The organism is Virgisporangium aliadipatigenens (assembly GCF_016863615.1).
Lineage (GTDB): Bacteria > Actinomycetota > Actinomycetes > Mycobacteriales > Micromonosporaceae > Virgisporangium > Virgisporangium aliadipatigenens.
On record NZ_BOPF01000016.1, the window covers coordinates 1 to 10,588 of the forward strand.

General features: G+C 69.8%; 5 protein-coding genes. 4 read left to right on the forward strand and 1 reads right to left on the reverse strand.

The window, feature by feature from the left end:
• The 4 genes from Val02_RS22500 to eccCb form a co-directional block, all read left to right on the forward strand.
• A partial coding sequence (locus Val02_RS22500; protein WP_203901148.1) for a WXG100 family type VII secretion target occupies positions 1 to 2,062 on the forward strand: 2,062 nt, incomplete at its 5' end.
• A gap of 91 nt (positions 2,063 to 2,153) precedes the next feature.
• Complete coding sequence (locus tag Val02_RS22505; protein WP_203901149.1) at positions 2,154 to 2,930, forward strand: hypothetical protein; 777 nt, start codon at positions 2,154 to 2,156, stop codon at positions 2,928 to 2,930.
• On the forward strand, positions 2,927 to 5,656 hold the full coding sequence (locus Val02_RS22510) for a right-handed parallel beta-helix repeat-containing protein (RefSeq protein ID WP_203901150.1): 2,730 nt from the start codon (positions 2,927 to 2,929) through the stop codon (positions 5,654 to 5,656). Before Val02_RS22505 ends, Val02_RS22510 begins: the two co-directional genes overlap by 4 nt.
• A 47-nt stretch (positions 5,657 to 5,703) precedes the next feature.
• Complete coding sequence (gene eccCb, locus Val02_RS22515) at positions 5,704 to 9,783, forward strand: type VII secretion protein EccCb (RefSeq protein WP_239153263.1); 4,080 nt, start codon at positions 5,704 to 5,706, stop codon at positions 9,781 to 9,783.
• Between the two features lie 73 nt (positions 9,784 to 9,856).
• Here eccCb and Val02_RS22520 read toward each other — a convergent pair whose 3' ends face one another.
• On the reverse strand, positions 9,857 to 10,513 hold the full coding sequence (locus tag Val02_RS22520) for a hypothetical protein (RefSeq protein WP_203901152.1): 657 nt from the start codon (positions 10,511 to 10,513) through the stop codon (positions 9,857 to 9,859).
• Between the last annotated feature and the right edge of the window lie 75 nt (positions 10,514 to 10,588).

Consider the following 10,588-nt stretch of genomic DNA (forward strand, 5'->3'; position numbering starts at 1 on the left):
GGGCAACGGCAACGTCCTGAACAAGTACGCCGACGGCTCCTCGGCGGAGTTCCAGGGCGAGAACATCATCAAGCAGACGACCGCGGACGGCGTCGTCTACACCGAGTTCGACGAGAACGACAATCCGCACAAGGGCTTCGCCGACGGCCACAGCTTCGACATCGAGTACCTGGGCAACGGCAACGTCCTCAACAAGTACCACGACGGCTCGACGGCCGAGTTCGCCGGCGAACGGCCGATCCGGCAGACCACCGCCGACGGCACCGTCTACACGCAGTTCGACGAGGAGAAGCGGCCCGTCGGCGGCACCACGGCCGAGAACCAACCTATCTCCATCAAGTACTCGGAGGACGGCGGTCGCGTCGTCGACGTCGCGGGCAACCTGACGTACATCGACAAGTTTGACAAGCCGTACCTGATGACGACGACCGACGGGTCGGAGTACACGGAGTTCTACGACGACGGGCGCGCCAAGAACGGCAAGACCGAGGACGAACTGCCGATCCACATCGACTACACGGACGACGGCGGTCGGGTCGTGAACATCGGCGGCAATGTGACGCATGTCGACAGGTTCGACAAGCCGTTCCTGTTGACGACGACGGACGGGTCGTCGTTCACGGAGTTCTACGACGACGGGAAGCCGAAGAACGGCAAGACGGACGACGAACTGCCGATCCACATCGATTACACCGACGACGGCGGTCGGGTCGTCAACGTCGGCGGCAATGTGACGCATGTCGACAGGTTCGACAAGCCGTTCCTGTTGACGACGACGGACGGGTCGTCGTTCACAGAGTTCTACGACAACGGGAAGCCGAAGAACGGCAAGACGAGCGACAACCTGCCGATCCACATCGATTACACCGACGACGGCGGTCGGGTCGTCAACGTCGGCGGCAATGTCACACACATCGACAGGTTCGACAAGCCGTTCCTCATGACGACGACGGACGGGTCGACGTTCACTGAGTTCTACGACGACGGGAAGCCGAAGAACGGCACGACCGAGGACAACCTGCCGATCCACATCGACTACACGGGAGACGGCGGCCGGATCGTCACGGTCGACGGCAATGCCCTGCACCTCGACAAGAACAATGTGCCGTTCCTGCTGGAGACGAAGGACGGGTCGAAGTTCGAGGACTTCTATCCGGACGGGCGGCCCGAGAACGGGTTCACCTCCGAGGGCAAGCCGATCCACATCGACTACTTCGGCAACGGCAGCCGCACCGTCACCGTCGACGGCAACGAGATGTACCTGGACGCGGACAACAAGCCGTACTACCTCGGCATGACCAACGGGTCGTGGTTCTACGACTTCGACGCGAAGGGCCGGCCGACGCGCGGGTTCACCCCGGACGGCAAGCCGATCACCATCGTGTACGACGACGTCACCGGCGGGAAGACCATCTACGCCGACGGCGTGACGATCACGTACGACAAGTACAACGACCCGATCGAGATGCGCACCACCGACGGTTCGATCTACACCGCCTTCAACGCGGACGGGAAACCCACCAGGGGCACCAAGGACGGCAAGGACATCACCATCACGTACAACCCCGACGGCTCCGTCAAGGTGGAGTACGACGGTCAGTACACGGTGTACGACGCCAACAACCAGATCATCGAGACCGGCACGTGGAACAAGGACAAGAACCAGTGGGAGAGCGTCAACTGGTCGGCGGAGATGCCGCTGCTGGCCGAGGCGGCCCGGCAGACCCGCAACGAGGCGCTCATCCTGACGCTCGGTGCCGCCGTCGTCGACTATCTGCTGGAACAGGCGCGCGACCACTGGGACAGCCCGGCCGGTGACGCCTACAACGACTACCGGCGCACGTTCAGCAGCGCGGCCAACCAGATGATCGAGCTGCTGAACGAGGCGGCCAAGCGCATGCAGATGACGTACGACAACTACTACAACGCGGAGGAGACCAATACGAACAACCTCGGCCTGCCGGCGATGACGAGGCCGCCGGAGGGCCTGGAGCACGCCCCGACCTACGGCGAGCCGCTGCGGGCCACGCTGGTCGAGAGGCTCCCCGCGGCGAAACTGTAGAACCGGCTAGGAGAATTCCTGGTTCGGTTTGAACCGAAGGTCGGCGCGGGTCGTAGTGGTCGGCGGCCCGATCGCCGTCCCGGGGGTGCCGATGACCCAGCAGAGCGACACGCGACCCGGCTCGGTGCACACCGAGCGCAGGGAGTTCGTGCGCTCCTACGTGGAGAACGTCCGCGTCAACCCGTCCGCCGACCGGCTCTACGCCAGGCCGCGGACGGCGCTGATGACGGCATCCCTGGTCGCCGCGGCGGTGCTGATCGGCAGCGTGGTGTTCGCCCTGTTCAGCAAGGGCCGGCCGACCGCGCCGAACGCCGCCTCGGCGTCGCCGACGTACGCGTTCGCGTCGATCGCCGGTTGGGAGTGCGCCGGCACCGCGACCGACCGGGGGTTCAGCATCAGCGGGCGGACCCCGGACTGGCTCACGCCGGAGAAGGGTGCGCACAAGCAGAACGGCTGCCGTGGCTCGTTCGCGGCCGTCCCGGTCTCCGGCGCGGGGGCGTTCCCGGACGCCAACACCGGCGCCGTGTGGTGGTTCACCGTGGGCAGCAAGGTGAAGCGGTGCCTGGTGCAGGTGAACGTGCCGCTGGTGGAGCAGTCGCAGGTGAAGGTGGCGTCCGCCGTTCGATATCAGGTGTTGAGCGGCCGGGACGGGGTCGCGTACGCGAGCTTCGTGATCAACCAGGCGGCGCAGCAGCCCAAGGAGAACGAGGTGCCCGCCACCGACCAGCAGGACGGCAAGTGGGTGGAGGCGGGCACCTTCGCGGTCTCCAACGGCAAGCTCGCCGTCCGGATGGCGGCACAGACCGACGCCGGCAAGCCGCCGGAGCGCCTCCTCGTCGGGCAGGTCATGGTGGGGTGCTCCCCGTGACCGCCGCCGGTTTCGGGGCCGCCACGCCTACCGACCAGGGCGGCAAGCTCGAACGCGTGGGCAGCCGCGGCTGGGGCCGGCACCGCAGCATCGGCGCGGCGCTGCGGGCCGCTCCGGACGGCGCCGTCGTGGCCGTAGCGGCCGGCGTCTACACCGAATCGCTCGTCACCGACCGGGACGTCAGCATCGTCGCCGAGGGCGGTGCGCACGTCGAGATCGTCGCCATCGACGAGCCCGCCGTCGTCGTGCGGGCGGGCAACCTCACCGCGCGCGGCATCACGTTCCGCGGGTCGACACCGGAACGGGCCGCGGTGCGGCTCAACGGCGGCACGGCCCTCTTCGAACGGTGCGCCGTCGAGCGGGGGTTCGTCGACGTCGTGGGCCGGGCGACCGCGAAGCTCGACACCTGCACGATCTCCGGCGCGACCAACGTGGGGGTGCGCGCCAGCGACGCGGCGTCGGTCGAGTTGATCAGCTGTGTCGTCGAGGAGGTCAAGGGCAGCGGCCTCTACGTCGACAAGGGCGCGCAGGTGCGGGGGACCGGCAGCGTTTTCCGCACGGCCACGGCCGCCGGCATCTACCTGCGCAACACCGCCTCGGGGACGTTCACCGGGTGCGAGGTGGCGCGCACCGGCGTCGCGGCCGTCATGACGGAGGACGAGACGCGGTTGGACCTGGTCGACTGCCGGCTCTACGACAACGACGGGGATGCCCTGCGGATCGACGGCAGCGCGCCGTTCCATCAGGAATGGTGGGAACAGTCGCTGCCGAACGCCCCGCTCACCGAGGTCCCGGACTTCGGAGCCGGGGACGCGGGCGGCGTGACGGTGCGGCGCGGCAGCGTCGACCGGACCGGCGGCAGCGCGGTCGTCGTCACCGGCACCGGGCAGCTGCACCTGGACGACTGCCGGATCGCGACGGTCAAGGGCGTCGGGATCATGGCCGGTGACTCCGCCCGGCTCGCCGTGACCGGCGGGAACCTCGGCAAGGCGGCCACGACGGCGCTGGCCGTGCGCGGCGGCGCGCAGGTCCGGCTGCACGACCACGAGATCACCGACGTCGAGGCGAACGGCCTGTTCATCGCCGACGAGGCGCGGGTGGTGCTCACCGGCTGCGTGGTGCGCGAGACCGCCTACACGGCCGTGCACCTGGCCGGCAACTCCGTGCTGGGCCTGGGCAACTGCGTCATCCAGGGCACGCCGGAGTACGGGCTGCGCGTCGTCGGGCGGGCCATCGCGCGGGTCGTCGGCGGGAAGATCAGCGGCGCCGGTCAGTCCGGGGTGCGGGTCGAGGAGGCCGGGGACGCGCACCTGCGCGGGGTGGCCGTCGCGGACTGCGACTTCGGGATCCGGCTCGACACGCCGCACCGGCCGCTCGTCGACGACTGCGAGGTCACCGACATCCGCCAGACCGGCCTGGAGATCGGCGCCACCTCGGCGACCGTGCGCGGCAGCCGGTTCCGGCGCTGCGGGGCCGCGGGCGTGTTCGTCGACACCGGTGGCGAACCGCTGATCGACGGCTGCACGGTGAGCGAGATCGGCGGCAGCGGCCTCGTCGTCTGGACCGGCGCCGACCCGACGGTGCGCCGGAGCGCGTTCAGCGACTCGAAGAAGAACGGCATCTACGTCGCGCAGGACGCCAAGGGCACGATCGAGGACACCGAGATCTCGTACAGCGTCTACCCGGCGGTGTTCGTCGGCACCGGTTCGGCGGCGGTGTTCCGCCGGTGCCGGGTGCACGACGTCGACGAGGACCTGAGCCGCGCGGACGGTTCGGACTCCGTCTTCGAGGCGTGCACGTCGGAGAACGTCCGCACCTCCGTGCTGCCGGCGGTGGCCGTGGCCGCCCCGGGACTTCCGGAGGCGGCGCTGGCCAAGGGCTCGCTCAAGAAGTCCGGGGAAGCGGTCGGCTCCGCGTCGCTCAACGAGCTGCTGGCGGAACTCGACAGCCTGGTCGGCCTGAGCCGGGTGAAGCAGGACGTCAGTTCGCTGGTGAAGCTCGTACAGATGGTGCAGCGGCGCAAGGCGGCCGGCCTCGCGGCGCCACCGATGTCGCGGCATCTCGTCTTCGCCGGGAACCCCGGCACGGGCAAGACGACCGTGGCGCGGCTGTACGGGAAGATCCTGCACGCGCTGGGCATGCTGTCCAGCGGCCATCTCGTGGAGGCGGACCGTTCCAGCCTCGTCGGCGAGTACGTGGGGCACACCGCCCCGAAGACGGCGGCGGCGTTCAAGCGGGCACAGAACGGTGTGCTGTTCATCGACGAGGCCTATGCGCTCGTGCCGGACGGGCACGGGATGGACTTCGGGCAGGAGGCCATCTCGACCCTGGTGAAGCTGATGGAGGACCACCGCGACGAGGTAGTCGTCATCGTGGCGGGCTACCCGTACGAGATGACGCGGTTCATCGCGACGAACCCGGGCCTGCAGTCGCGGTTCTCGCGCACGCTCACCTTCGCCGACTACACCTCTCCGGAGCTGGTGTCCATTGTGGAGCATCAGGCGAAGGGGCACGAGTACCGGCTCTCCACCGCGACCCTGGCGGCGCTGGAGCGGTACTTCGACGGGGCCGACCGCGGCGAGGGCTTCGGCAACGGGCGGTTCGCGCGCGAGGTGTTCCAGCGGATGACCGAACGCCACGCCGCCCGGGTCGCCGAGCTGGCGAACCCGAGCACGGAACAGCTGACCGTGATCGAGGCCGAGGACCTGCCCGACCACCAGCAGTGAACCGCACGACCAGTTGAGCCAGATCAGGGAGCGACGCATTGTCCCGTATGACGTTCCACCGGCCGGCACGCTTCATGCCACCGGCCACGCCATCGGACAAGGTGGTCCTGCCGGTGCCGCCCGAGGTACGGCAGAGCCAGAACAACCTGATGAACATGGTGCTGCCGCTGCTGACCAGCCTCGGCATCGCCGGTTACATGCTCGCCTACGGGCAGCGCCGCCTGATCGCGCTGGCCATCCTGTTCGCCGTCGTGGCCGTCGCGACCACCGTCGGCATGCGGATCCAGAACAAGAGCAACGAGAAGCGCGCGACGCTGCGGCAGCGTTCCCGTTACCGTTCCCTCCTCTCGGAGACCCGGTCGCGGGCCCGCGAGGTCGCCTCCACCCAGCGCATGTTGGCGGCGTGGGCGCATCCGGCGCCCGACCGCCTGTTGCCGATCGCGGAGGCGGGGCGTCGGGTGTGGGAACGGCGTCAGGCCGACCCGGACTTCCTCAAGGTGCGCCTCGGCGTCGGTGACGCGGAACTGTCGACGCCGCTGCAGGTCGGCACGCGGCTGGATCCGATGGCCGACTACGACTGGGAGGCGCTGCGCGCCGCGCGGAAGCTGGTCGACCGGGTCGGCAAGGTGGGCGGGCAGCCGTTCGTGCTCGACCTGGCGACCTGCGGCGTGCTCAGCATCCTCGGGCCGACCGATCGCCGGTTCGGGGTGGCGCGGGCGCTGCTGTCGCAGGTGGCCGTGCTGCACGCCCCGGACGACGTGCTGATCGCCGTCGACGGGTCCGGCGGCCGGGAGTGGAACTGGACGAAGTGGCTGCCGCACACGCAGGAGCCCGAACGGCGCGGGCGGGCCGGCGTCGTGCCGCTCGTCGCGTCGGGTCCCGAGGGGATCGTCGACTTCCTGCACGGCGAACTGGAACGCCGCGGCGAGGCGCACTCCGCGCGCCGGATGCAGATCGGCGGGGACCGCAACGCCGCGCCGAAGCAGCAGCGGCTGGTCGTCCTGTTCACCAGCTTCGACCCGAAGTCGGAGTGGGGCCGTTCGGCGCTGCTGCGCTCGCTGCTGGAGGCGGCCGGCCCGCAGTACGGGATCACGCTGGTCTTCCTCGGCGCACGCGAGTCGGACGAACCGGCCCGGGTGGACGTGCGGCTGCGCGTGGAGACCGACGGTGCCGTCACGCTGGCCGGGCGCACCTCGCTCAGCGTCGGCGCGGAGGCCGCCGGTTCGGTCGCCGACCGGGTGGAGCGGCAGCTGGCGGAGCTCATCGCCCGCAGGCTGTGCCCGTTGACGCTGAACGACGAGGAGGATCGCCGCCTCGCCCGCACGGTGTCGTTCACCGAGACCCTCCTCGGCCCGAACGGCCTGGAGGACGACCTGACCTCGCGGTGGGTCAGCCACGACTCGGACCGCCTGCTGAAGGTGCCGATCGGCACGGACGGCAGCGGGCAGCTGGTCGTGCTCGACGTGAAGGAGTCGGCGCAGGGCGGTTCCGGCCCGCACGGGCTCATCGTCGGTGCGACCGGTTCGGGCAAGAGCGAGCTGCTGCGGACGCTGGTGAGCGGGCTGGCCCTGGCGCACTCGCCGGAACTGCTCAGCTTCGTGATGGTCGACTTCAAGGGTGGTGCGACGTTCGCGCAGCTGACCGAGCTGCCGCACGTCGCCGGCATGATCACCAACCTGGCCGACGACGCGGCGCTGATCGAACGGGTCCAGGCCGCCCTCGTCGGTGAGCAGCAGCGCCGGCAGGAGATGCTGCGCGACGCCGGCAACCTGGACTCCATCCGCGAGTACCACCTGCGCCGCGCGGCCGGCTCCACCAACACCGACGGCTCGCCGCTGGAGCCGATGCCGTACCTGATGATCATCATCGACGAGTTCGCGGAACTTCTCTCGTCGGTGCCGGAGTTCGTGGACCTGTTCGTGCAGATCGGTCGGGTCGGTCGAAGCCTCGGCATGCATCTGCTGCTGGCGACGCAGAAGCTGGAGGAGGGCCGGCTGCGCGGCCTGGACTCGCACCTGTCGTACCGGATCTGCCTGCGCACGTTCAGCGCCCAGGAGAGCCGCATCGTCATCGGCACGCAGGACGCCTACCGGCTGCCGCCGATTCCCGGTTCGGCCTATCTCAAGGTCGACGAACGCATCTATCAGCGGCTGCGCGTCGCGCACGTGTCCGCCCCGTACGTCTCCCCGGAGGAGCGCGCGAACTTGCCCGGCGGTCCGACCGACCCGGTGCTGTTCGACCTGCGGGAGGGGCCGCCGGTCGAGGACGGTTCGGAGGAGGAGGACGGCATCAGCCCGATGGCCGGCCCGGGCGAGCGCACCCAGCTCAACGTCATGGTCGAGCGGCTGCGCAACGCCGCCCAGCCGACCCGTCAGGTGTGGCTGCCGCCGCTGCCGCCGGCCGTCTCCCTCGACCTGCTCATCGGGCCCACCGCGGCGGATCCGCTGCGCGGCTACCACGCGACGATGTGGCAGCTGCACGGCTCGCTGAAGAGCGCGATCGGCGTCATCGACCTGCCGGTGCAGCAGCTGCAGCAGCCGCTCATCGTCGACTTCGCCGGTCCGCACGGCCACCTCGCGATGGTCGGCGCACCGCGTTCGGGGCGCAGTACGGCACTGCGCACGATGATGATGACGATGATGCTCACGCACACCCCGGACGAGGTGCAGTTCTACGCCGTCGACTTCGGTGGCGAGTCGTTGCACTCGTTCGCGGTGGCGCCGCACGTGGGTGGTGTCGCCGGGCGGCTCGACCCGGACCGGGTGCGGCGGCTGATCGCCGACGTCGGTTCCGTGATCGGCCATCGCGAGCGGCTCTTCCGCGAACTGGGCATCGACTCGATCGCCGAGTTCCGTTCGCGGCGCGACGCCGGGCGGCTCCCGGAGGGGACCCGAGCCGCGGACATCTTCCTGCTGGTCGACAACTGGGGCTCGCTGCGCAGCGAGATCGACGAGCTCGAACCGGTGGTCACCGAGATCGCGGTGCGCGGCCTCGGTGTCGGTGTGCACGTCGTGCTCACGACCAACCGGTGGATGGAGTTCCGGCCGGCGCTGCGCGACGCGATCGGTACCCGGATGGAGTTCGCCATCAACGATCCGAGCGACTCCGACATCGCGCGGCGGATGCAGAAGGTCATGCCGAAGAACGCGCCGGGGCGCGCGCTGATCCCGCCGGGGGCGTTCGCGCACATCGTGCTGCCGCGCCTCGACGGGCAGGACAACGACGAGGGGCTGCGGGCCGCGCAGGACGAGGCGCTGCAGCGCATCACCGCCGCGTGGCCGGGCCCGGGTGCGCCCGCCGTGCGGATGCTCCCGGACCGGATCATGGTCAGCGAACTGCCGCAGCTGGCGGACCGCTCGCCGGACGCCGTTCCGCTCGGCATCGGCGAACCGGAGCTGGACACGGTGACGCTGGACCTGACGGGCACCGACGCGCACCTGCTCATCGCCGGCGACACCGCCAGCGGGAAGACCGAGCTGCTGCGCACCTGGATGCGCGGGCTGGCCCGGGAGCGTTCCGCGTGGGAGGTGCGGATCGTGCTGGTCGACTACCGGCGTTCGCTGCTCGGTGTCGTTCCCGAGGATCATCTCGGGGCGTACGCCGCCGACTCGAACGCGGCCCGGGTCTACGCGGAACAGGTCGCGGAGAAGCTCCGCGAGCGGATGCCCCCGCCGGACGTGACGCCGCGCCAGCTGAAGAACCGCGACTGGTGGGAAGGGCCGGACATCTACGTCGTCGTCGACGACTACGACCTGATGGGCGGCGGCGGTCCGACCCAGTCCCCGCTGGGGCCGCTGATGGAGTTCATCCCGCACGCCCGCGACGTCGGCCTGCACCTGGTGCTCGCGCGCCGGGTGGCCGGCATGTCCCGCGCCACGATGACCGACCAGTTGCTCAACCGGATCCGCGAACTCGGCTGCATCGGCATCGTCCTGTCCGGCGACCCGCGCGAGGGCTACATCATCGGCACCGAACGGGCGATGTCCCGCCCGGCGGGTCGCGGCGTGCTCATCCGGCGCGGGCAGCCGCGGGCGCTGTTCCAGGCGGCGCTGGAGGACGAGGACGAGTACGACGACGGCGGCGACGAGGTGTACGCCTCCTCGGCCCGGGAGGAGAGCCCGGTCTGAGCCGGGCGCCGGCACGCGAAAGCGGCGCGCCGCCTCCGGAATCCCGGGGCGGCGCGCCGCTGGCGTCAACGGGTCAGCCGTTGCCGATCTTCGGCGGTGGCGGCATCGTGGCGGTGATGTCGGCGGCGACGTAGGCCTGTGCGGCCTCGTTGAGGCACTGCACGAATTCGCCGACGATGAAGATGGCGTTGGCGGCCGCGGCGAGCGCGTTCTCCATCATGTCGCCGTACTCCACGGCCTGTTCGGGCTTGGCGCCGAGGAGGTTGTCCGTGTTCATGTGCTGGACCTGGACGTTGAGGCCCTCGGTGGCGATCTCCACCCAGCCCGGGGGAATGCGGGGCTGGAAGATGCTGTCGTGCACGAGGCCGTCGTTGCCCGCGGTGCCCTTGCGCGCCTGGACGTAGCTGCGCAGCGCCATGTAGTCGGAGATCTGCGTCTTCAACTCGCCGAGCAGGCCGTTCTCCATGTCCCGCAACTGGCCCGGGCGCACCGTCCAGGCGGCGTGGACGGGTGGCTCCTTGGCCTCCTGGCCCTTCGCGTCCTTGTCGATCTTCTTGTCGGGAAGGTGCGGGGCGTCGGTCCACTGCTGGGTGAGTTCCGGCATGTAGGCATCCGGAATGTCCTTGTGCTCCTCCGGCGGCGGAGGCGTCTCGGTTTCCTCGTCGTCGTCGGGCAGGTAGTCGTTGTTGTTGATGTTCGGATCGGGGTTGTACCCCGGATCTTCGGCCACGAGAACACCGCCTTCCACAGACTGCGGGGATTGAAGTCCACTGTGGACGCGCGGACCGCGTCCCACCAGGTCCCA